This is a genomic window from Amycolatopsis sp. CFH S0740 (assembly GCF_004522315.1).
Lineage (GTDB): Bacteria > Actinomycetota > Actinomycetes > Mycobacteriales > Pseudonocardiaceae > Amycolatopsis > Amycolatopsis nivea.
Genome location: NZ_SDLS01000015.1, coordinates 48040 through 69659 on the forward strand (window position 1 = coordinate 48040; position 21620 = coordinate 69659).

Consider the following 21620-nt stretch of genomic DNA (forward strand, 5'->3'; position numbering starts at 1 on the left):
GGACGGCCCCCTTCCCTGGTCAGAACCTCAATCGCGCCAACGGTTGTTGAGGAAAGCGTCGTCGTCCTCGTCGTCTTCCACCGGGCGTGGTCGACGCGTCGGACGGCGCGGCGCCTCGCTCCGCAGCGCGGGCTGATTCGGAGTCACCGCGAACGGCGACGCCGAACCGGGCTCGTTGCCGAACTCGTCGGAATCGAACGCCGAGGGCGGGTCGGTGCTCGGCCGGTCCGTGCTCCACCCGGACTTGGTCTTGCGCTTCCCCATCTCCCGCCGGTGCTGGACGTACCGTTCGGCCGCCTGCACCTGCTTGGTCATGTACTCCTGGGACTGCGCCTTGATCTCCTCGGCCTTCTGCTCGCGCAGGGCCCGGCGATCGGCCTGCTCCCGGACCAGCGCGTCCAGTTCGGCCTTCATCGCGGCGGTTTCGCTCATGCGTGCCTCCTACCTGGTCCGGATGATCGGCGCGTCGTCGTCATCGTCGAGTGAACCAGTGATCCGGCTGGCGGGCTCGCCGAGGTTGTCGAAGACCGCACCCTCCACGCGATACGCCGCGCGCCGCTCGGTTTCGCCGCCGCCGCCACCGCCGCCGTGTCCGCCGCCCATCGCGCCCATGCCGGGCATCCCGGAACTGCCGGACTGACCTGGCTGACCGGAGTGATCGCCCGCCGGCTGCGAGAACCCGCCGCCGGTTTGGGTGCCGGCGACCGGCGTGTGGTCGACGCCGACCACGGGCCCGCCGTGCAGCGGAGCGCTCGGTGCGCCGGCGGGCACGCCCGGACCGCTGCTGTGCGAGATCTCCGGACCGGGGCCGCCCTCGATCGGATGGCCGGGAGCCCCGCTCGGGACGCCGTGGTGCAGCGGCTGGGCCGGACCGCCCGAATGCGACATCTCCGGACCCGGACCGCCCTCGATCGGATGGCCCGGCGCACCGCTCGGAACGCCGTGCTGCAGCGGCTGAACTGGCTCGCCGGGGTGCGCCGGACCGGGGCCGCCTCCCGCCGGATGTTCGCCGAACGGGCCGCCGGTGTGCGACATCTCCGGACCTGGCCCGCCCTCGATCGGACGCCCGGGATGGCTGCTGCTGGGCGAGGCGCCGCCGTGCCCGTTGCCGTCGGGTCCCTTGTGGTCGGGTCCCTTGTGGTCGCCGGGACCGTCGCCCGCGTGGTGCCGTCCGGTGCTGTCGCCGGGTGCGTCCGGGCGGTGGTCGACCTCGTGGATGCCCTGCTTCTGGTCTTCCTCGCCGAGCGTGTAGGTCGTCGGGTTGCCCTTGCCGTCGTCGACCGTGACGACGGTCGGTCCGTTCGGCCCGTCCGGACGCTCGGCGGTGATCTTCGTGTCGCCGTCGCGGAGATGGATCTTGCCGTCCGGACCGGGGTGGTGGACCTGGGCGTCGTCGTGCTGGCCGTCGCCGCCGTGCGCGGACTTGTCGTCGGACCAGTCGATCTTGAAGTCCTTGACGTTCCCGGAGCCCTCGCCGATCTTGATGTCCATCTTGCCGTCGTGGTCCGGCTCGGACATTTCGAAGGTCTTGTCGCCCTGCTTGACCTTCAGGACGTCGCGACCGTCTTCGTCCGGCTTGCCGTCATGGCCCTTGTCGTCGTCGGGCTTGCCGTCGTGGTTCTTGTCCTCGCCCGGTTTGCCGTCGTGACCCTTGCCGTCGTCGTCCGGTTTGCCGTCGTGGTTCTTGTCCTCGCCGGGCTTGCCGTCGTCGCCGCCGGGGCCGCCGTCAGCCGGGTCGGTCTTGATCGGCGGGCCGTCCACCGGACCACCGCCGCCAGGTGAACCGCCTCCGCCCTTGTCGCCGGAGGTCTTGTCGTCGCCGGGAACCTTGTCGTCCGGGCCCTTGCCGTCGGGACCCTTGCCGTCGCCGCCGGTCGAGCCGGGTTCACCGCCGCCGGGTCCGCCGAGGGGGCCGCCGCCGTGGCTGCCCTGCGCGTCCTTCTTCAGCGACTCCATCGCGGCCTCGGCCTTTTGCTTGGCCTCCGCCTGAGCCTTCTGTTTGGCCTCTTCCTCGGCCCGCTGCTTGGCCTCTTCCTCGGCCTGGTGCTGGTCCTGTCCGCCGCCGGAACCCGAACCGCCCGAGCCCGACGAACCACCGGAACCAGACCCGCCGGACCCGCCGGGATCGGTCTTGATCGGCGGGCCGTCCACCGGACCGCCGCCGCCAGTTCCGCCGCCGGGGCCTCCGCCCGAGCCGCCACCGAGGGGGCCGCCGCCCGGCGAATCGGACGGGACGTCCAGGTCGGGGACCTTCCCGCCGCCCCCGCCGGAACCACTGCCCGATCCGCTGCCGGACCCGCCGCCCGAACCGGATCCGCCCCCGATACCGCCTCCGGAACCACCGGGGTGGTCGCCCTGCGGCGTGTCCGAACCGGATCCGCCGCCAGGACCGCCGCCGGTTCCCCCACCGGTGCCGCCGCCGTGACCGCCCTGGCCACCGCCATAGTCGCCAGACCCGCCCTGGCCACCGCCATAGTTGCCAGACCCGCCCTGACCGCCGCCGTAGCCGCCGCCGGGACCCTGGCCGCCCCCACCAGGACCACCGCCGCCGGGACCCTGACCCCCACCGCCAGGACCACCGCCACCGGGACCGCCCGAGCCGCCTGCCCCGCCGTCCTTGGCGCCCTCGAACTTGTTCTTGATCTTGCCCATTTCCTTGTCAAGGGCGTCGTAGGCCTTGTCGACGAGGTCCTTGGCGTCCTTGCAAGCCTTCTCGAACCCCTTGTAGATGGTGTCCCACATGTCGGGGTTGAACTGGTTCATGATCCACTGCTTGGCGAGGTCCTTGCCGTGGCTCTGGATCTCGTCGTCGTTGCAGCAGCCCTGGTCGTTGAGGGTGTCGACCAGGTTGGTGCCGAAGTTGTAGTCCATCCAGCCGGCGATCTGGGCCAGGTCGTCGACGCTGCCGTGCTCGCCGTTGGCGACCGCGATGACCTTCTGCGCCATCGTGTAGTCGGCCTTGCCGACCTGATCGCGGTACAGGGCGATGACCTGGTCGGCCTTCCCCTTGCACAGATCGAACAGCGTCTTCGTGGTGTGCAGCGTCGCTTCGCTGGCGTGGCTGAGGTCCTCCCCCAGCTTCGCGGCCTTCTTCTGGATGCTCTCGTTGTACCGGTCCGACGCCGCGTCGGCGCCCGCCCCGGTCCAGGTTCCGAAGAGGGTGCCCAGTTCGGTTCCGGTATCGGTCAGCGTCGCCTTGACGGTTTCCGAGCCGTGCTTGAAATGGATGGCGTCGTTGACGAAACCCTCGAAGCTGATGCCGCGCTGCTCGTCGAACGGACCGCGGATGTCCTTGTCGAGGTCGAGCTTGCGCGTGTTGCCCTTGCAGTCGTCGGGGAGCTTCTCGAGCAGCCCGCCAAAGGTCTCGAACACCCTCAGCGCGGCCGCCGCGGGGTCGAAGAGTTCGTCGGACGTCTTCGTGCCGGTGGCCCCGGCGTCCTTGCCCTCACCAGGGGCGGGCGGGGCCTTCTTGTCGAGCTCGCCCTTGCCCTTGTCGACTTCCTTTTTCTTCTCGTCCTGGTTGTAGCTGGCCTGCTGGCCTTTTTGCCGGGCCTCTTCGTAGACCTGCTCGAGCGGCGGGGCGCCGCCAGGAGCCGCGAACGGGTTGTTCGGAACGGTGATGAACGTGCGTCCGTACGACTTGATGTACTTCGCGACGTCCTGGCCCTCGTCGCCTTCGGGATGCGGGTGCTCGTGGACCCACGCCCGGAGCAGGCCGTCCTTCAGCTCCGGCGGCACCGCCGAGTTGTCGAGCAGCTTTTTGACATCCGGCCACGTCTTCGGCTTGTTTTCGTCCGCCATCAGAGGATCCCGTCGACGCCGTTGCCGGTCTTGGTGATGGCGCCGGACTGGTTGTCCTCGTTCGTGCCGTAGGCAGACCCGGCGGTGCTGATGTTCGTGCCGAACGATTCGAGCGCCTTGCTGTAGCCGGAGAGCGCGCCCCACAGCTGTTTGGTTCCCTCGAGGTACTTGTCGGCGTGCGCTTGGTGCACCCGGCCGAACTTCTCCTTGGTCAGCTCGGAGGTTTCGAGGTCCGGATTGTCGTCAAGCAGCTTTTCCGCCAGGTCGCCGATCTTCTTCGACGCCTTCGACAACGCTTCGGTTGTCGCGGTGTACCCGCCCCCACCGCTCATTTCAGTGCTTCTCCTCAGCTCGGCAAGCTGTCAGGGCCTCCGCGAGCACGTCCGCCACGGATTCCACGTCGGTAAACCGATCGAGCTCGTCCAGATCGATCGACACGTCGTAGTAGATCTCCAGCGCGGCGAGAAGCCGGATCCGGCCCTTCGAGTCGATGCCGAGCTCCTCGAGCGGAGCGTCGGGCACGACGAGGGCCGGGTCGAGCCGGAAGGTGTCGCTGACGACCTTCGTGACCTCGGCGCAGTGATCACCCACGGACGCCACCGTAACGCGCCTTGGCGGCCGACCGGGCGACCTTTCCGCTGGAAGTGCGCGGAAGTCCGCCAGAAGGGACCAGGTGTACCGCACGGAGCGTGAGATCGTGCTCCCTCGACACCGCGCGCAGCACGGCCCGGGTCACGTCCTTGACCTCGGCTTCCGCTCCGCGCACCCATTCCGCGACCACCATGGCGCCCTCGCCCTGGTCGTCGGCGACGCCGAACGCGGCGACCCGGTCGCGCCGGATCGCCGGGTGCGCCTCGCCCGCCGCCGCCTCGAGGTCCTGCGGGTGGAAGTTGCGGCCGTCGACGACGATCAGGTCCTTGAGCCGGCCGGTGACGTAGAGGTCGCCGCGGTGGAACACGCCCAGGTCGCCGGTGCGCAGCCAGCCGTCGAGCCCGTCGAGGACCCCGCCGAACGAATCCGCGTCGCCGCGGCCCCAGTAGCCGGACGCGACGTTCGGGCCGTGCACCCAGATCTCGCCGACCTCGCCCTCGGGCTGCTCGTGTCCGTCGTGGACGATCCGGACGAGCTGCCCGACCGGCCGTCCCACCGACATCACCGGCTGGCCGTCCGGCGTTTCGACGGCGCGGCCCTGGGCAAGGGCTTCCCGGTCGAGCACCGCGCCGCGCGGCCCTTCCTCGCCCGCGCTCGCGACGTACACCGTGGCCTCGGCCAGCCCGTACGACGGACGATGCGCCTCGGCGCGGAACCCGTGCGGACCGAACACCTCGTGGAACCGCTCGACCGTGCGCGGCCGGACGGGTTCGGCTCCGTTGAGCGCGACCCGGACGTCCGAGAGGTCGAGGTCGTCCTCCGCGCCGACGTCGGCGGCGAGGTCGTAGGCGAAATTCGGGGCCGCGGTGAAGACGGCCGGATAGTCCGAGAGCTGGCGCAGCCACCGCTGCGGCCGGTGCACGAACTCCGCCGGCGACATGAACACCGACCGGCCGCCGACGTAAACGGGCAGGCACAGCAGCTGGATCAGGCCCATGTCGTGGAAGAACGGGATCCAGCCGGCGCAGGTCGTCTGCTCGTCCGAGTCGTACGCCTGGCTGGCCTGCCAGCAAGCCGCGACGATCGCCCGGTGCGGGATCACCGCGCCCGCCGGTTCGCGCGTCGACCCCGACGTGTACTGCAGGTAGGCAGGGCTTTCCGGAGCCACGTGGACCGGGTCGACGCCCGGTCCGGACAGCTCGTCAACCACCACGAGGTCGCCGGGATCGCTGAACTCGCGCACCTTCGCCGCGACAGCCGACGACGTCGCCCACACACGCGCACCGGAATCGGCGAGGACCCCGGAAAGCCGGTCGGCCTGCGCGCGATTGCCGGGCAGCATCAACGGAACGGCCACCATCCCGGCGGCGAGCGCGCCGAAAAACGCCAGCGGATAAGCGAGTTCCTGTCCGGCGAGGATCGCGACGCGCTCGCCCGGTTCCGCGACCTGGCGCAATTCCCCGGCCACGATCCGGACTTTGGCGGCGAATTCCGCCCACGTCAGCGTGTGCTCGACGCCACGAGTGTGCTCTTGGTGGGTGAACAACGGCCGTTCGTCGCCGGCGCGGGCGAACAACCGGTCCACGATCGAGCCGCGCATGACCTCATCAGGCACGCTCGCAGACGTCCGGGACACGCAGCGCAACCTACTCGACTTCGCGACCGGCCCGCGAGCCCGGGCACGGAGAATTCACTCGCGCACCTTGGCGGCCCGGGATTCCAGATAACGCTTCTCCGCGATACTCGCCGTCGCCTTCGCGGCCAGCCGGTAGTTCTCGTACGCGCCAGGCAGATCCCCGGCTTTCTCCAGCAAATGCGCCCGCACCGACAGCAACCGGTGATGCCGGGCTATCCGCTCCTCGCTGTCCAATGTGGACAGCAGGGCGAGCCCGGCGCGCGGGCCCTCGGTTTCGGCGAGCGCGATCGCCCGGTTCAACGTCACCACCGGATTGGGCGCGATCCGTTCCAGGATCAGGTAAAGCGCGTGCACCTGCCGCCAGTTGGTCTCGTCCGCGGTCGCCGCGTCGGCGTGTGTCGCGGCGATGGCCGCCTGCAGCTGGTACGGACCGAGCTCCGAACCCGCCAGCGACGCTTTCGCCAGCTCAGTGCCCTCGTCAAGCATGGCGCGGTCCCACGTCGTGCGGTCCTGATCGGCCAGCGGGACCAGGTCGCCGGACGGTGTCGTGCGAGCCGTTCGGCGAGCGTGTGTCAGCAGCATCAACGCGAGCAGACCGGTCACCTCGCTGTCGTCCGGCAGCCGGTCGTGCACCATCCTGGCCAGCCGGATCGCCTCGTACGCCAGGTCAGCGCGATGCAGATCGGAGCCGGACGACGCGGTGTAGCCCTCATTGAAAATCAGGTACAGCACCTGCAGCACGACATTCAGCCGCTCCGGTTCCTCGGAGCTCGGGAACGAACTGCCCGCCGCCTTGATCCGCTGTTTGGCACGGCTGATCCGGGCAGCCATCGTGCCCTCCGGTACCAGGAACGCGCGGGCGATCTCGGCCGTCGTCAGACCGCCGACCGCACGCAGGGTCAACGCGGTCTGCGACGCCGGGGTCAGCGCCGGATGACAGCACATGAACAGCAGGAGCAGCGTGTCGTCGGTGTCCGGCACTTCGGGCGCGGCCTCGGCGGCATTCGCCAACTCCCGCTCGCGGCGCGCCAGGTCGCTGCGCAACTGGTCGACATAGCGCCGGGACGCGACCGTCGACAGCCAGCCGCGCGGATTGTCCGGCACGCCTTCGACCGGCCATTGCTGAGAAGCCGCGAGGACCGCCTCTTGCACGGCGTCCTCGCAGCCCTCGAACTGGCCGTACCGGCGCACCAGCACGCCAAGAACCTGCGGCACGAGTTCGCGCAGCAGGTCCTCGACGGATGGAGTGGTCACGCGTCCAATTGTCCTTCCGAGAACATCACCTGGCGCACCTCGACGCCGAGCCCCTCGATCGCGGCGTCCGGAACCTGCGCGGCCAGCTCGATCGCGCGTTCCTTGCTCTCGACGTCGATCATGTAGTAGCCGCCGAGGAACTCCTTGGACTCGAGAAACGGCCCGTCGGTCACCACCGGCTGCCCGTTGCGGACCGACACCACCGCGGCCTGCGAGGGGTCGGCGAGGGCCTGGGCGGCGATCAGTTCGCCGGACTTCTTCGTCGACTCCATGAACGCGGTGACGCCGTTGCCGAGGGCTTCCTTCTCCTCCTCGGTCAGCGCGTCGAGAACGGACTGGTTGATGTGCAGGCTGATCAGGAACTTCATCGTCTTGCTCCTCGTGGTTTCGGGGTCTTTCGCGGAGTGGTCGGAGGCGCGGGCGGATTCTGGACATGGACTTTATGTGACGCGCGTCACTCCCAGCTCGGGCGCACTATGAACGGCATGGAGACCGACGCCTGGGCCGCGCTGGCGAGTCCGTTCGTGGAAGGCGCGTACGCGACCGTCAAAGGCCGAGTGCGCACGTACGTCCTGCACCAGCAGCTCCTGGCACACCTGCCTCCGCCGCCGGCGACAGTGCTCGACGTCGGCGGCGGGGCCGGGCATCAGTCTTTCCCCTTGGCACGCCTAGGTTACGACGTCGTCCTGCTGGATTCGTCCGACGCGATGCTGTCGAAGGCGGAGCAGCGTCTCGCTTCGGAATCGGCTGAGGTTCGCGAGCGCGTCCAGTTGGTGCGCGGCCGCGGCGAGGACGCCGTCACGGCGGTCGCGGGCCAGAAATTCGACGCGGTGCTGTGCCACGGCGTGCTGATGTATGTGGACGATCCCGTGCCGATGATCGACGCACTGTGCGCCTGCGCGGCACCGGGCGGGATCGTCTCAGTGATGGCGCTCAACGCCGAGACGCTGGCCGTCCTCCCCGCGCTGGAAGGACGGTGGAGCGACGCGCTGACGGCGTTCGACGCGCAGGGCGAGCGAGGCGTCCTCGGCGTGGACACGCGTGCCGACACGGTCGCGAGGCTGTCGCAGCTGCTCGTCGGACAGGGAGCCGAACCGCTTGCCTGGTACGGGGTTTGGCTGTTCGCCGACTGGATGGACCTGGACGTCGACGAGAGCCGGATCGGCGAGATCGCGGAGGTCGAACTGGAGGCCGCGCGACGAGATCCGTACCGGCGGCTCAGCCGGGTGTTCCATCTCGTCGCGCGGGCCTGAACTGTCCTATTTGGACGAGTCCCAGAACTCCGTGAGCACCCGCGCGCCCTGGACCGGGTCCTGCGTCATCCACCAGTGCCCGAGCCCCTCCAGCACCGCGACCTTCGCCCCGGCCCGCTCGGCCGAACGGCGGCGCTGCTCGTCCGTCCCGACGTAGTGGTCTTCGGTCGCCAGCACGACGAGACCCGGGCGCTCCGCCGCGCGTCCGAGATTCCGACCGGACTCCGCGAGCGCGGGCTGCGCCGCGGACCGGTAGAGCGGGAGCACCGCACGGGCCATGTCGTCGTTCATTCCCTCGGCGACCTTGGCCGCCACCGCTTCGTGCATGCCACCACTGACCAGGCGCTCGGCCCGGGCTTCCACCGGCGCGCCGAACATCGCAGCGACGGCTTCCTCGCCGACGCCCGGCTTCTGCCATACCTGCGCGAGGTCGTGCCAGACGTAATCCGGGTCGAACGCGCCGACCGTGTCACTGGCCCAGGTGCGCACCAATTCCGGACGAGCCATGACGGCGTTGAGAACGTGCGCACCACCCCAGTCGTGCCCGACTAGGTCGACCGGTTCGGAGAACTTCTCCAGTTCGGCGATCAGCCAGTCGCGGTACTCGACCGCCGTCGCGCCGAACCCCTCCGGCCACGGCGCGCCGAATCCAGGCGGGGACAGGCATACGGTCGACCGGTCGCCCAGTTCGGCAAGCAGGCGCTCCCACACCGCGGCGGTTTCGGGATTGCCGTGGACAAACACTGCGGTCATCGGACTTCCTCCCTCTTCGTCGCTCCCACTCTACGCATACTTGCTTGTCAGCTGGCAAGTATGTTGTAGAGTTTCTTCCCGTGACCACGCCGCGCCGCACGCAACAGGAACGCCGAGACCAGGCGTCGGCCGCTTTGCTGGAAGCCGCCGCCGAATTGGTCGTCGAGGAAGGCGTACGCGCCGTGACCTTGGCCCGCGTCGGCGAGCGAGCCGGGTACAGCCGCGGCCTGGTCACCCACCACTTCGGCGGGAAACAAGCGCTGCTGGAACAACTCGCCCGCACCACGCAGACCGGTTTCGTTCCCGGCTTGGACACCCTGCCACCCGGCCTGGACCGACTGCTGCGACTGATCGACGGCTACCTGTCCCGGCTCAGCGACTCTGACGTGCTGAGCCGGGCGTTCCTGGTGCTGTGGGCGGAATCGATGACCTCGCGCGAACTCGCCCCGATCTTCCGCGAACGCGACAACGCCTTCCGCGACGACCTGCGCCAGGAGATCACCGCAGGCATCACCGAGGGCACTATCCGCGCCGATGTCGACCCGGAGCAGATCGCCGTGGCCATCGTCGGGCAACTCCGCGGCATCGCACTGCAGTGCCTGCTAGATCCGGCCGCGGTGAAGCCGAGCGAACTGTGCTGCTGCGCCGCCGAAGTGTGGAAGCGGGCGCTGTCTTAGCGCTGGCGGGCTGAACAAATTGTGCTGAGAAGACGAGCGCGAACGCCAATACGTCCTTGACGGTCCCGCCTCGCCGCTGTCACGCGGCGAGGCGGAACTCCCCCTCGTACGGCACTCCCCTCGATGACGTCGGCGCGCCCCGGCAGCCGTCCCCTCAAACGGATCTGCCGAAAACGCCGGTCTGTGAAACGCCGCCCCAACACGGCCGCCCTCTACGACTGCCCCCGACACAGCCGCCCTCCGGCCGCGTTGTGGCGGATCGGCTTTCCCGAGCGGCACGACCCCTCAGACGTGCCGACCGCAAAAACCGTCAAGAACCCATCAGACCGCGAACGCCGCGGACTTCCGCGCGATCACCGCGTTCTTGCGCGCCCGCACCGCCCGGTTGGCCCCGGGCAGCCACTGCACGACGAGCACCGCCAGCAGGCTCACGACCGCGATGGCGTCGAAGGCGTTCAGCAGAGCCGGGTTCACGTCGATCAGGTCACGCAGGCCCAGGCCGATGCCGAAGACCGCGAACACCGTCAGCACCACTCGGGCCCAGTTGTGCGCGGCGAGCACCATCGCGGCCGACCCCAGGGTCACCACGCCGATGACCAGCCAGATCGCCGCGCGGGTGGTGAACGACGGCATGGCGATTCCGGTCAGGTCGTCGACCGTGAGCAGACCGCTCGAGGCCAGGTCGCGGCCTTCGGTCTGCAAGTATTCCTGCACGGCCGGGCGGATCAGGCTCTCGCCCTGCACCAGCACCATCGCACCCCACAGCAGTCCGCTGAGCGCGCCGAGCAACCCCAACCCTCCGCCGACGGTCAGGGTGCGCGAACGGCGCGCACCGGTGGAACTGTACGAACTCACTTCTGTCGAACTCCTTGGATCAGCAATCGAATCAAGCGTCACGGAGTTTCCCGCCGACTGCTTGCGCCGTCCACTGGTTCACCGATATTATCTACAGATTTTTTTAACTGGCCGCGAGATCAGGAACGCCGCGTTAGGCTCTCCGACGTCCGCGAAGAGAATGAGAAGGCGAGCCCTGCCCGATGTCCGCACCCAGCCCGTTCCGGTCGCCGTCGTTCAACGTGCTCAGCAGGCTCCTGCGCTCGTCGCCTGCCCTGCTCGACACGACGTTCGACCAGTTGCGCACGCTGATCACGGTCGCGGAAACCGGCACCGCCCTCGCCGCGGCCCGCACGCTCGGCCGCGACCAGTCCAGTGTGCAAAAACAACTCGACACTCTCAACCGAAATTTCTCGGAATTGTGCGGAGAACCATTGTTGCACCGCCAAGGACGCGGACGTGACGTTCTTTTCACCGACACCGGACGCGCCGTCGCGCAGCAAGCGCGCCGCACGCTCACCGAATGGCTGGACACCATTCACGAATGCCGGCGCGAACTCGGCGGAACGCTCACCGTCGGCGCGACTCGCTACACCCTCGGCAGCCTCGCCCACGCCGGCGATCTCGTGGCCGAGCAGTTCCGCGCCCGCGACATCGAACTCAACGTGGTGCACGTGCGCACCAAGGACCTGATCGACCGGTTGCTGGCCAAGGACGTGGACCTGGTGTGCGGCAGCGTCGTCACGACCAGCGCGCTCGACTCCGTCGACGTGCTCGAATGGCGGCGCAGCGGACTCGGCATCGTGACCAATATGGACACTCCGAAACCCGGCGAGTCCGTCGCCACCAGCCAATTGCCGACGCTCCCGCTCGTCGTGCCCAGCGGCGGCGTGATCAACGACTTCATGCGCGGCTGGTTCGGCTCCGACTACCGCAACCGGCTCGACATCGTCGCCGAGATCGACTCCGCGCAATACGGATTCGAACTGCTCCGCTCGGGCTTGATCCGCGGCTGCATGCTCGTCACCCAAGGACTCGGCGAAGCCGCGGGCGAAAACCGCCTGCACGCCGCCTCCGGATTGCGCACCATCGGCCTCGTCGACGACATCGAGCCGAAACTCGAACTCCTCGTCGGCGTGTTCGCCCGGCGCGGCGAACGATCCTCGTACCCGGACAGCCATCCGCTCAACCTGCTGTGGAACGCACTGCACCAAGCAGGAGAGGCGTCCTGGCTCGAAGTGGACCGCTGACCCGCACCACACCGCTGGCCAGCACCACACCGCTGAACCGCACCGACCCAATGATCAGCACGCACCGCTGCGCCGCACTGAACCGCAATGCCAGGACCTTACTGTAAGAGGTACCGCAGGTGTATTTGCCCAGGCCGGCGGTGTGGCCCGGGCGGGATGCGGGGTCAGCGGTCCGTGAGGGCCACCCTGAGGGAATCTGATTCCCTCAGGGTGGCCCTCACGTACCTCAAGTATCGGTCAGGTGATCGTTAGTCGGGCATTTCGGTGCCGTTGGCGTCTCGTGTGGACGGTCAGCGGGCGGCATCGGCACCGCTTAAGTTCCTGGCATTGGCACTGAACCGCTGAGCCGCATCGAACCGCTGATCAGCACGCGCCGCTGAGCCGCGCTGAACCGCTGAACACCGCAGACCAGCACCGAAGCGCCGATCAACACCACGCCGCGGCCCAGCACCGGACTGCTGAGCCGCACCACGCCGCGAGCAACGCCGAACCCGGATCTCTCGCACGCGGAGCGTGCCGGATCAGCGCCAATCCCGCATCAGCAGCGCACGAGGTCAGCGAACCAGGATCAGCCACGAGCCACAGCCAGCACCCCTCAACCGACCTCCTCGATCTCCACCCGATCCGGATAGAACGCGACGTGCCCCTTGATCGCAGCCACCGCGTCGTACGGAGCCTCGTACACCCACACCGCGTTCTCGCCGTCCGGCACCGCGGCGAGGCTGTAGTAGGAAGCGTCGCCCTTGTACGGGCAGTGCGTGCGGTGCTCGGTGGGCGACAGCATCGCCAGGTCGACATCTTCCAACGGGATGTACTGCACCGGCGGATAGCTGGCCTCGCGCAGCACCTGCGCGCGGGTGGTGTCGGCGATGGTCTTCTCGCCTGCCTTGACCACCACCCGCGCGGGGTTGGGCTCAACGGTGATCGGGTGGTCCGGCCCCGGGATCAGCTTGTCGGGCATGTTCTCCTCCTCCGCGCAACGGAATCGGTGCGCACTCCCAACACTAGGCCGGACCACCGACAAAATCAGACGTCGGGAAACTCAGACGCCCGCGACCTGCGAGATCCAGCTGCGGTACCGCGTGATGTTGGTGTACGCGGTGCTGCTCTGCCGGTCGCTGGTCGACGCGACGCCCACCTGCCGTCCGGACGCGAACATCGGGCCGCCCGAGTCGCCGCCCGCGGTGATGCCGTCGCCGTACGTCGCGCACACCGCGACGCCGCCTTCGTAGTCACTGCACGACGGCGTCGTGACGCGCACGTTGGCCACCTTCAGGTACCGCGACTGGCAGTTGATCTCCGAACCGCAGCGGCTCGTCGCGCCCCAGCCGTACACCTGCACAGTCTGCCCGGCGCGGACGTCGGTCGAGGTGCCGAGCGGCGAGTACGTCGCGTTCACCGAGCTGGACAACCGGACGATGGCCAGGTCAGCGGCTCCCGGGTAGCGCGTGATCGCGGCGCCGGTGGCCATCGTGCCGCCGCTGCTCTGGTCGAGGCTGCCGATGCGGAAGGTGTAGGTGCCGCTGGAGGCGACACAGTGCTTCGCGGTGAGGATGTACTGCGGCGCGATGATCGTGGCCGTGCAGTTCTGCTGCCCGTTCACGAACAGCCGCGCGGCCCACGGGGCGTTGGAGGCGTAACCGCCGCCGATGATCGCCGGGGTCGCGGCCGGTCCGCTGGCAGCGGCGGCCTCTCCGGCGAATCCGGCCAGGCCAAGCGCGGTAGCGAGCACGAGTAAACAGGTGCGCAAACGCATGGTCTCTCGTTTCTGCGGCTTCGTCGCCGCGGTTCCGGTGGGGACGGGGAACCCCGATCATCAGGGCGTCGCCCAGGAACCAGAACCGGCGAAAGTAGCCGGGGACCACCTGTTCTTCCGCTGCTACCGCCGCTACGGACAGTTCCGCGTACTGTTCCTCAGCCGGCGATCCGGGTCCGGCGCAGCCAGTACAGGCCGATCACCGGGAGCACCAGCGGGATGAACAGGTATCCCTGTCCGTACACCGACCAGACCGTGGCGTCCGGGAACGCCTGCCGGTCGAAGATGCTCAGGGTGCCGACGGTCAGCACGCCCAGCAGTTCGACGGTGCACGCGGCGAGCGCGATCCGCCACCACGTCCGGCCGCCGCGCGCGAGCGCGATCGTGGCCAGGATGTAGACCACCGCGGCGAAGGCCGACAGCACGTACGCCAGCGGCGCCTCGTGGAATTTCGTGCCGATCTGGACGCCCGCCCGCGACGTCGCGGCGAGCGCGAAGATGGCGTACACCGCGACCAGGATCCGGCCGGGGCCGGTGGCCGTCTTACGCGCTTGCTCCACTCCACACCTCGTTCAGTCGCAGCACCATCACCGGAATGGCCAGGCAGGCGATGCCGAGCACGACCGTGCTCGACCGGCTCTGCTCGGCAAGCGCCCACGCCGCGCCGACCGGCAGCACGACGAGGCAGCCGATCAGGTAGGCGAGGTAGGTCGCGAGGCTGCCCGGGTGGTGCCCGCTCGCGAGCAGCACGATCCCGATCACGAGCTGGGCGACCAGCAGCACCTCGATCACCGCGAGCGCGACGAGCAGCGGGGTGTCCGGGAGTTTCTTGCGCGCCGCCTGGACGAAACTCCACAGCGCGACGAGCGCGGCGCATCCAGCGACCGCTATCGCGAACCCGACGATCACCCGTTCCTCCTTCTGCCCGCCGGCCTCAACGTACCCGCCTGGCTCACCGCCCCGGACGGGCGAGGGGCCGACGGCGTGGCGGGGGCCACGTTCACCGGAACGGGTCGCTGGCATTCCGTCAATTCCCGAATGCCACGGAAATCCCGCTCGACCGGGCGACGGCAACTCACTCTCGGTTCGTCACCGCCGGTTTTATTCTCGCCCCGCTCGGGTCGGCCGAACGCTGAAATGGCGGATTGGCGCGACGGCGAAGCTGTGCGGGAATGGTTTCCGTCGCCGGAGAACCGGAGAAGTGCACACGCGGAAGGATCCACTTTCATGAACGTCCGGCACGAGGCATTCTGCCTCGCCGATCCGTGGTTCTTCGACCGCCGACGGGAAATATCCGCCGACGACCTGGCCGCCCCGCCATACAGTCCACAATGGACTGAAGAGGACCACGGACACTGGCGTTACCTCCACCCTGTCGCAGCCGTTTTGCCCGAACAGGGCTGGGCCGTGGAGATTTCCGCCGCTCCGGGCAATGCCGACCGGGTACTGGACCGCGTCCGCGAGTACTGCCGGACCGCCGGGCTGCACCACCGGCATCTGCGTTCCCGGTCGATTTTCCTCGACCGCAATGCCGAATATCCGACGACCGGCGGAACCGGTGCACTGGCCACTATTTATCCTCCCGACAATAACGCGCTCGAGCGGATCCTCGACGATCTTTCCGAACTCCTCACCGGCGAGCCCGGACCGGATATCGACGGCGCGCTCCGTTGCGGAGAATGCCCGATTCACGTGCATTACGGCGGATTCACGCCCCTGTGGACCGAACATGGCGGCGCCCGCGTGCCCGCGTTGCGCAGGCCGAGCAGCGCACTCGAACCCGCGCCGCAGGGCCCGGAGTTCTCCGTGCCGAACTGGGTCCGGATCCCCGACTGCGTCGCGGAGTACACCGACGCGCCGATGCCGCCGCACCGGGTCGCCGAGGTGCTCCGCCGAGCCCACGGCACCGCCGTCTACCTGGCCGAACGCGGTGGCGAGCAGGTGCTCGTCGAGGAGGCCTGGCCCTACACCGGACTGGACGGCGACGGCGTCGACGCGGTCGCGCGGCTGGAGCGCAAACACGACCTTTTCGAGCGGCTCGCCGGAATCCCCGGCATCCCGAAGACCCACGCCTACCTGCCCGGACAGCGGCACTACCTGGTGCGGGAGTACCGGCAGGGCCTGCCGCTGGACGTCTGGCTCACCCGGCATTACCCGCTCACCCGCCGCGACTGCCCCGAAGCCGACCTCGCCGCCTACCGCAGGCAGGCGTTGTCCGTGGTGGCGCAGGTCGACCGGATCGTCGCCGAAGCCGCCGAACGCGGCGTCGTGCTCGAAAACCCGCGCAACATCCTGGTCGACAGCTCCGGCACGGTGTCGCTGACCGGCTTCGACCGCGACGAAACCGCCCTGCGGCTGCGTCTCTTCCTGCCGCTGGCCCCGCTCTATCACCTGGTGCCGGAACGCCTCCGCTGGGCGGCCGAGCTCACCGAACGCCGGTTCTCGCTGCCCGCCGGCTACGCCGACAGCATCGCGCCGCACACCGAGCCCGCGCACACCGAACTCGACGAACCCCGCCCCGATTGGACCCTGGTGCGCAAGCAGATCGCCGAAGCCCTGCTCGCGTGCGCGACCCCGGATCGGCGGGATCGCCTGTTCCCCGGCGACATCGAGCAGTTCCGCGTCGGCGGCGCGACCTTCGGCACCGGCGCGGCGGGCGCGCTGCACTCGCTGCACGTCGCGGGCGTCGGCCGGTTCCCCGAGCACGAGCAGTGGCTGCTGGAGGCGATCGAGGGAGAACAGCCCAGCCGCGCGGGTTTCTACGACGGCAGTCACGGAATCGCATACGTGCTGGAGGAATTCGGCTACCGGAAGGCCGCGGCCGATCTCCTCGCCGCCTCGCGCGCGCTGGTGGACCAGACCGTCGGCCACGATCTCGCGAGCGGGCTGGCCGGCGTCGGCCTGACCCGGCTGCACTTCGCCGCGACCCGCGGCGACAACGAATTCGGCAGGCAAGCACTGAACATCGGCATCCGCCTCGCCGAGGCACTGGACACCGCGGAACCGCCGGGAGCGACCGCGCGAGCCGGGCTTCTGTACGGCTGGTCCGGCCCGGCGCTGCTGTTTCTGCGGCTCTACGAACGCACCGGCGAACCGGCCTGGCTGTCGTTCGCCGACCAGGCACTCGAACGCGATCTGGAGGAATGCGTCCCGGCGCTGGACGGCTCGCTGCCGGTCCGCGACGGCAACCGCGGTTCGCGCCGTGGGGCGGGAATCGGCAGCGCGGGAATCCTGATCGTCACCGAACAACTGGCGCGGTACCGCTTCGACGCGAAGGCCGCGCGCAGCCTGCCCGCGCTGCGCGTCGCGTGCCGCGGGGAGTTCGCGCTCCATCCCGGCCTGTTGAACGGCCGCTGCGGACTCGCCGCCGGACTGGCCTTCAGCAGCACGCCGGACCGGCGCACGCAGGACGCGATCGACCGGCACCTGACGCGACTTTCCTGGTACGCGGTCCCGTTCCGCGGCGGCCTTGCCTTCCCCGGCACTCGCCTGCTACGACTGTCCGCCGACGTCGCCACCGGCGGCGCCGGAGTCCTGCGCACCCTCGCCGCGCTTCAGGACGGCATCGAACTGCTTCCGTTCCTCGGCCCGACGCCGCGGGGTCAGTCATTAGTCCACTGTGGACAGCAACTGTCGACAAGTCAATTCGCCGACAGTTCCGCCACACGGAACCTCGACTGAGTGTCCGGACACTTTTTGAATCACTCATTCAGCCCAGCCCGTTGGTCCGGAATTCGCAGTCAGGGCCAGGGCCTCGGGAAACGCCGGGGGAACCCGCCGCTACCGTCGGTAACCGGCGTCAAGACCGCGTTCGGCCGCACGTTCAGCGGCACCACGAGGCCCCCGTTCGTGATAGAAACCGGGGCTGTTCCGTTCGGTGGGCCTACGAAGGGTGTATCCGAGATTTCCGTGACGAGGACCACTCGCACCCACTGGCGTGTCCGCTTCCCCGGCCGTGTCCGCACTCTCGCCGAGGGTGACCCAGGAGTTCGTGAATCATCGTGGAGAACAAGGACGATCCCGGCAAGGCGTACGACAAGTCGATCCGGAAGAGGCTGACCCGGACGGTCCTGATCCCGAGCATCACCCTGCTCGTGCTGTGGGCGGTGCTGGCGACGGCCTTCTTCATCAACGGCTTGTACGTGCGGCTCGTCGCGGGCTCGGTGCGTGACGTTTCGATCCCCGCGCTCACCGCGCTGTCGTCGCTGCAGCAGGAACGCCAGCTCGCCCTGCAGTACCTCGACAGCCCCAGCTCCGGCCCGCAGCAGCTCCAGCAACAGGAGCAGGACAGCGACGGCAAGCTGAAGGGTCTGCAGGACGCCTTCGCCGCCACCATTTCCAGCGCGCCGGACGAGATCGCCGGCAAGGTCACCGCGCTGAAGGCGCAGCTCGACCAGCTGCCGGTGCTGCGCTCGCAGGTCAACTTCCGCAGCATCAACCGCGCGCAGGTCAACTCCTACTACAACGGCGTCCTCGACTCGGCGGCGACGCTGTTCGACACCCAGGCGCGCATCGTCCCCGACGCGACCGCGGTGCAGGGCGCGATCTCGGCGACCTCGCTGTTCCGCGCGGGCGACCTGATGTCGCGCGAAACGTCGCTGGTGTCGGCCGCGTTCTCCGGCGGCACCTTCGCGCCGGACGACTTCGTCCAGTTCTCCCAGCTGGTCGGCTACTACCGCACGCAGCTCGCGCAGATCTCGCCGTTCCTCGAACCGGCTGTGCGCCAGCACTACCAGCAGCTTTCGACGAGCGACGCGTGGAAACGGCTCAACGCGGCCGAGGACTCGCTGATCAAGCACGGTCCGTGGACCAGCGGCGACCAGAACAACGTCCCGGTCTCGGCGGGCGACTGGCACGCGCTGACCGCACAGGTCGCGCAAGGTCTGAACCAGCTCACCATCGAACAGGCCGACCAGGTTTCCGCCGCCGCGATCGACTCCGGGAACGCGCAGCTGCGCAACGCGATCATCGGCAGCATCGTGGCCCTGCTCGCCTCGCTGGCCGCGATCATCGTCGCGGTGCGGGTGTCGCGCTCGCTCGTCGACCGGACCCTGATGACGCGCCTCGAGCGGCTGCGCAACGACTCGCTCGACCTGGCGCGCAACCGGCTGCCGAACATCGTCCGCAGGCTCAAGAGCGGCGATCCGGTGGACATCGAGGCCGAGCTGCCGAAGCTGGACCACGGCCGGGACGAGATCGGCCAGGTGGCCGAGGCGTTCAACACCGCGCAGCTGACCGCGGTCAACGCGGCCGCGAGCGAGGCGAAGGCGCGCAGCGGTGTGCACAACGTGTTCCTCGGCATCGCCCACCGCAACCAGGTGCTGGTGCACCGGCAGCTGCAGATCTTGGACGAAATGGAAAGCCGCGAAGAGAACTCGACCCAGCTGGCTTCGCTGTTCCAGCTCGACCACCTCGCCGCGCGCGCCCGGCGGACCACCGAGAACCTGATCATCCTCGGCGGCAAGCAGCCCGGACGGCGCTGGCGCAAACCGGTTTCGCTGATGGAGGTGCTGCGCGCGGCCGTCTCGGAAACCGAGCAGTACTCGCGGGTGCAGGTCGAGCAGGTGCCGGACGTCGCGATCGTCGGCACCGCGGTCGCCGACACCATTCACCTCGTCGCCGAACTGGTCGACAACGCGACGTCGTTCTCCCCGCCGGGTTCGCAGGTCGAGGTGACCAGCCGGATGGTCGCGCGCGGCGTCGTGGTCGACGTGTCCGACCAGGGGCTCGGCATGAAGGAGGGCGTGCGCGAGTGGGCTAACGCGATGATGGCCGACGCGCCCGAATTCGACGCGATGGCACTGCGCGCGGACTCCAGCCTCGGCCTGTTCGTGGTCGCGCGGCTGGCTTCCCGGCTCGGCATCACGGTCACCTTCGACCCGTCGCGCTACGGCGGCACCCGGGCGACCGTGCTGATCCCGTCGAACCACCTCGCCGACGCGAACGCGCCCGAACCCGCGGACGAGGCCCCGGCGCTCGCCCAGGTCGGCGCGCCCGCGCAGGAAAGCGCCGTCCAGCGCTCGGTCCCGGAGGCTCCGCAGCCGACGCCGCGGCCGTACCCGGCCCGTCCGCTTCCGACGCCGAGCCCGCGCACCCCGGAGCCGTATCCCCCGTCCGCGGGCCAGATCCCGGACGTCCCGGCCGCGCCGCGCGCCGCCGAACCGGACCTCAGCGGGCTGCAGGGCGACGACCGGCCCCGGCTCCCGCGCCGGCAGCCGCAGCAGAACCTCGTCGCCCAGCTGCACGACGACCCGGACGCCGCCGCCGAAGCGGACGTGACCAACGCGGGCGAGACCACCGCGCGGACGCTGATGGCGTTCCACAAGGGCACCCGCCGGGCGCGAGGCAGGCAAAATGACTCATAACGACCGAACACCTCACCACACCGAAAGTCAGGGTCTGTCCGCATGAACGAGTACGGGAATTCCACCCCTGATCTCAATTGGCTGCTCGACGACGTCGTCAACCGCGTCGTCGGCGCGCAGAACGCCATCGTGCTGTCCGCCGACGGCCTGCTGCTCGGCAAGTCGTCCGGGATGAGCAAGGACGACTCGGACCAGCTCTCGGCCATCGCGTCGAGCCTGCAGAGCCTCGCCAAAGGGGTCAGCAGGCAGTTCAACCGCGGGCCGGTGCTGCAGAACATGATCGAGATGGAACGCGGGTACCTGTTCGTCTCGGCCGCGGGGCAGGGCGCGTGCCTCGCCGTGCTCGCCGGCGCGGACATCGATGTCGAAATGATCGCGTACGAGATGAACCGGCTGGTCAAGCGCGTCGGCGACTACCTGGCGTCGGCGCCGCGCGAGGCCGCGAACCTGCTGCGGGAGGCGACATGAGCGACGACGGCTGGTACGACGAGGCCGCCGGACCCCTGGTCCGGCCGTACACGATCACGAGCGGACGGACCCCGTCCGAACACCAGCTCGACCTTTCCACCCAGGTGATGACCCTGCAGCAGGGATCGGACCCGGTCGGGCTCGGCCCGGAGCACCTGGCGATCACGCAGCTGTGCCGCAGACCCTTGTCGGTGGCCGAGATCGCGGTGTACGTGAAGCTGCCGCTCGGCGTCGTGCGCGTGCTGTGCGGGGACCTGATCGACCGCGGTCTCGTCATCACCCGCGCCCCGTCCCGTCAGCCGGCCCAGGTGCCGGACCACGAAACTCTCCAGGCGGTTCTCGATGGCCTCATCAAGCTCTGAAGACGCCGCGGCGTCGGTGCCGACCCCGGTCAAGATCATCGTCGCGGGCGGGTTCGGCGCCGGGAAGACCACCATGGTCGCCTCGGTCAGCGAAATCCCGCCGCTGTCCACCGAGGAGGTGCTCACCGAGGCGAGCACCGGCGTCGACGACCTGTCCGGCGTGGAGCAGAAGAAGACCACCACGGTCGCGCTCGACTTCGGCCGGATCACCATCTCGCCGCGGCACGTGCTGTACCTGTTCGGCACCCCTGGCCAGGAACGGTTCTGGTTCATGTGGGACGACCTGGCGCGCGGCGCGATCGGCACCGTCGTGCTGGTCGACACGCGCCGCCTGGAGACCAGCTTCGCGGCGGTCGACTTCTTCGAGCGGCGGAAGATCCCGTTCGTCGTGGCGGTGAACTGCTTCGACAACGCGCCGCGCTACACCGCCGACGAGATCCGCGAGGCGCTCGTGGTGCCCGACGGCGTCCCGATCGTGATGTGCGACGCGCGGCAGCGGGATTCGAGCAAGATCGCGCTGATCCGGCTGGTGAAGCACGCGATGACGGTGGTTCCGCAACCCGCCTGAGCCGGGCTTTCCGACCAGCGAGGGGGTTCCCGGCGCGGGGAGCCCCCTCGTT

At 69.1% G+C, this 21620-nt stretch carries 21 protein-coding genes; 8 read left to right on the forward strand and 13 right to left on the reverse strand.

The window, feature by feature from the left end:
* Positions 1 to 27: 27 nt before the first annotated feature.
* The 7 genes from EIZ45_RS24505 to EIZ45_RS24540 all read right to left on the reverse strand — a co-directional run bounded on the left by EIZ45_RS24505 (position 28) and on the right by EIZ45_RS24540 (position 7650).
* The gene (locus EIZ45_RS24505) at positions 28 to 432 is read right to left on the reverse strand and encodes a hypothetical protein (RefSeq protein WP_037807387.1); all 405 of its coding nucleotides are present in this window, start codon (positions 430 to 432) and stop codon (positions 28 to 30) included.
* A 9-nt stretch (positions 433 to 441) separates the two neighbouring features.
* On the reverse strand, positions 442 to 3801 hold the full coding sequence (locus EIZ45_RS47515) for a WXG100 family type VII secretion target (protein WP_167756545.1): 3360 nt from the start codon (positions 3799 to 3801) through the stop codon (positions 442 to 444).
* The gene (locus EIZ45_RS24520; RefSeq protein WP_037807383.1) at positions 3801 to 4133 is read right to left on the reverse strand and encodes a hypothetical protein; all 333 of its coding nucleotides are present in this window, start codon (positions 4131 to 4133) and stop codon (positions 3801 to 3803) included. Before EIZ45_RS24520 ends, EIZ45_RS47515 begins: the two co-directional genes overlap by 1 nt.
* 1 nt (position 4134) lies before the next feature.
* Entirely contained in the window at positions 4135 to 4392 is a 258-nt protein-coding gene (locus EIZ45_RS24525) for an acyl carrier protein (protein ID WP_037807706.1), read from the reverse strand.
* Positions 4385 to 5992, reverse strand: coding sequence for a fatty acyl-AMP ligase (locus EIZ45_RS24530; protein WP_134664137.1), 1608 nt, complete (start codon positions 5990 to 5992; stop codon positions 4385 to 4387). The genes EIZ45_RS24525 and EIZ45_RS24530 overlap by 8 nt, the downstream gene beginning before the upstream one ends.
* Positions 5993 to 6082: 90 nt before the next feature.
* Positions 6083 to 7282 carry an RNA polymerase sigma factor gene (locus tag EIZ45_RS24535; protein ID WP_134663800.1) on the reverse strand — a complete coding sequence of 400 codons (1200 nt, stop codon included), beginning with the start codon at positions 7280 to 7282 and terminating at the stop codon, positions 6083 to 6085.
* Entirely contained in the window at positions 7279 to 7650 is a 372-nt protein-coding gene (locus EIZ45_RS24540; RefSeq protein WP_037807377.1) for a YciI family protein, read from the reverse strand. Before EIZ45_RS24540 ends, EIZ45_RS24535 begins: the two co-directional genes overlap by 4 nt.
* A 117-nt stretch (positions 7651 to 7767) precedes the next feature.
* Here EIZ45_RS24540 and EIZ45_RS24545 point away from each other — a divergent pair, with 117 nt between their 5' ends.
* Positions 7768 to 8535 carry a methyltransferase gene (locus tag EIZ45_RS24545; protein ID WP_134663801.1) on the forward strand — a complete coding sequence of 256 codons (768 nt, stop codon included), beginning with the start codon at positions 7768 to 7770 and terminating at the stop codon, positions 8533 to 8535.
* Between the two features lie 6 nt (positions 8536 to 8541).
* Here the strand turns inward: EIZ45_RS24545 and EIZ45_RS24550 are convergent, their stop codons facing one another.
* Entirely contained in the window at positions 8542 to 9288 is a 747-nt protein-coding gene (locus EIZ45_RS24550) for an alpha/beta fold hydrolase (protein WP_134663802.1), read from the reverse strand.
* A gap of 80 nt (positions 9289 to 9368) precedes the next feature.
* Here EIZ45_RS24550 and EIZ45_RS24555 point away from each other — a divergent pair, with 80 nt between their 5' ends.
* On the forward strand, positions 9369 to 9965 hold the full coding sequence (locus EIZ45_RS24555) for a TetR/AcrR family transcriptional regulator (protein WP_134663803.1): 597 nt from the start codon (positions 9369 to 9371) through the stop codon (positions 9963 to 9965).
* A 321-nt stretch (positions 9966 to 10286) separates the two neighbouring features.
* Here the strand turns inward: EIZ45_RS24555 and EIZ45_RS24560 are convergent, their stop codons facing one another.
* A complete protein-coding gene (locus tag EIZ45_RS24560; RefSeq protein ID WP_205669988.1) occupies positions 10287 to 10820 on the reverse strand; it encodes a hypothetical protein in 534 nt (177 codons plus the stop codon).
* Between the two features lie 182 nt (positions 10821 to 11002).
* Here EIZ45_RS24560 and EIZ45_RS24565 point away from each other — a divergent pair, with 182 nt between their 5' ends.
* On the forward strand, positions 11003 to 12049 hold the full coding sequence (locus EIZ45_RS24565) for a LysR family transcriptional regulator (protein ID WP_037807364.1): 1047 nt from the start codon (positions 11003 to 11005) through the stop codon (positions 12047 to 12049).
* Positions 12050 to 12644: 595 nt separating this feature from the next.
* On the opposite strand, the gene EIZ45_RS24570 is transcribed toward EIZ45_RS24565, so the two are convergent.
* The 4 genes from EIZ45_RS24570 to EIZ45_RS24585 all read right to left on the reverse strand — a co-directional run bounded on the left by EIZ45_RS24570 (position 12645) and on the right by EIZ45_RS24585 (position 14714).
* The gene (locus EIZ45_RS24570; RefSeq protein ID WP_037807362.1) at positions 12645 to 13010 is read right to left on the reverse strand and encodes a DUF427 domain-containing protein; all 366 of its coding nucleotides are present in this window, start codon (positions 13008 to 13010) and stop codon (positions 12645 to 12647) included.
* 81 nt (positions 13011 to 13091) lie between these two features.
* Complete coding sequence (locus EIZ45_RS24575; RefSeq protein WP_134663805.1) at positions 13092 to 13805, reverse strand: trypsin-like serine protease; 714 nt, start codon at positions 13803 to 13805, stop codon at positions 13092 to 13094.
* A gap of 158 nt (positions 13806 to 13963) precedes the next feature.
* Positions 13964 to 14326: a hypothetical protein gene (locus tag EIZ45_RS24580; RefSeq protein WP_134664139.1), complete on the reverse strand. Its 363-nt coding sequence runs from the start codon at positions 14324 to 14326 to the stop codon at positions 13964 to 13966.
* A 22-nt stretch (positions 14327 to 14348) separates the two neighbouring features.
* Complete coding sequence (locus EIZ45_RS24585) at positions 14349 to 14714, reverse strand: hypothetical protein (protein WP_037807356.1); 366 nt, start codon at positions 14712 to 14714, stop codon at positions 14349 to 14351.
* A gap of 318 nt (positions 14715 to 15032) precedes the next feature.
* Between EIZ45_RS24585 and EIZ45_RS24590 the strand changes: the two genes are divergently transcribed.
* The 5 genes from EIZ45_RS24590 to EIZ45_RS24610 all read left to right on the forward strand — a co-directional run bounded on the left by EIZ45_RS24590 (position 15033) and on the right by EIZ45_RS24610 (position 21568).
* Positions 15033 to 17486 (forward strand): lanthionine synthetase C family protein, encoded by a 2454-nt coding sequence (locus tag EIZ45_RS24590; RefSeq protein WP_240690687.1) that lies wholly within the window; start codon positions 15033 to 15035, stop codon positions 17484 to 17486.
* Between the two features lie 320 nt (positions 17487 to 17806).
* A complete protein-coding gene (locus EIZ45_RS24595; RefSeq protein WP_134663806.1) occupies positions 17807 to 20170 on the forward strand; it encodes a nitrate- and nitrite sensing domain-containing protein in 2364 nt (787 codons plus the stop codon).
* A gap of 42 nt (positions 20171 to 20212) precedes the next feature.
* Positions 20213 to 20638, forward strand: coding sequence for a roadblock/LC7 domain-containing protein (locus EIZ45_RS24600; RefSeq protein ID WP_009071597.1), 426 nt, complete (start codon positions 20213 to 20215; stop codon positions 20636 to 20638).
* On the forward strand, positions 20635 to 21000 hold the full coding sequence (locus EIZ45_RS24605; protein WP_037807351.1) for a DUF742 domain-containing protein: 366 nt from the start codon (positions 20635 to 20637) through the stop codon (positions 20998 to 21000). The genes EIZ45_RS24600 and EIZ45_RS24605 overlap by 4 nt, the downstream gene beginning before the upstream one ends.
* The gene (locus EIZ45_RS24610; RefSeq protein ID WP_009071593.1) at positions 20981 to 21568 is read left to right on the forward strand and encodes an ATP/GTP-binding protein; all 588 of its coding nucleotides are present in this window, start codon (positions 20981 to 20983) and stop codon (positions 21566 to 21568) included. Before EIZ45_RS24605 ends, EIZ45_RS24610 begins: the two co-directional genes overlap by 20 nt.
* Positions 21569 to 21620: the final 52 nt, after the last annotated feature.